The sequence below is a fragment of the Pseudomonas sp. PME37.24/025 genome (assembly GCF_055556615.1).
In genome coordinates this window covers 1-270 of the sequence record NZ_JBVHNK010000214.1, presented here as the reverse complement: position 1 = coordinate 270, position 270 = coordinate 1, and the positions used below count along the sequence as shown (strand labels likewise).

Genomic DNA, 270 nt, shown 5'->3' with positions numbered 1-270 from the left:
ACTGTTGCGCCAAAATTTGTAAAACTTTTACAGTTAATGAATCAGGGCACTGTTGGATTTAGTTTTGTTGAGTTGCGTAACTTATTAGGAAATAGTTATTTTTGGATGCTTTCTCAGGTTGAAAAACTACAAGCGACACTGAGTCCCTTTAGTGTTAAAGATAAAAATTTTAATTGGTGGGATGGTAAAGCAAATGCAGCTTTGCAAGGCTTTGCAGTAAGGGATCAGCAAGATTTGCAAAGCTACATGGATATTCAAAAAGCACAAATG

1 protein-coding gene is annotated in these 270 nt (G+C 35.6%); it reads left to right on the top strand.

The genetic code is table 11. The annotated features are described in order from the left end of the window. On the top strand, positions 1-270 hold a 270-nt coding region (locus tag ACZ3HH_RS30120), incomplete at both ends, for a hypothetical protein (RefSeq protein WP_465810244.1).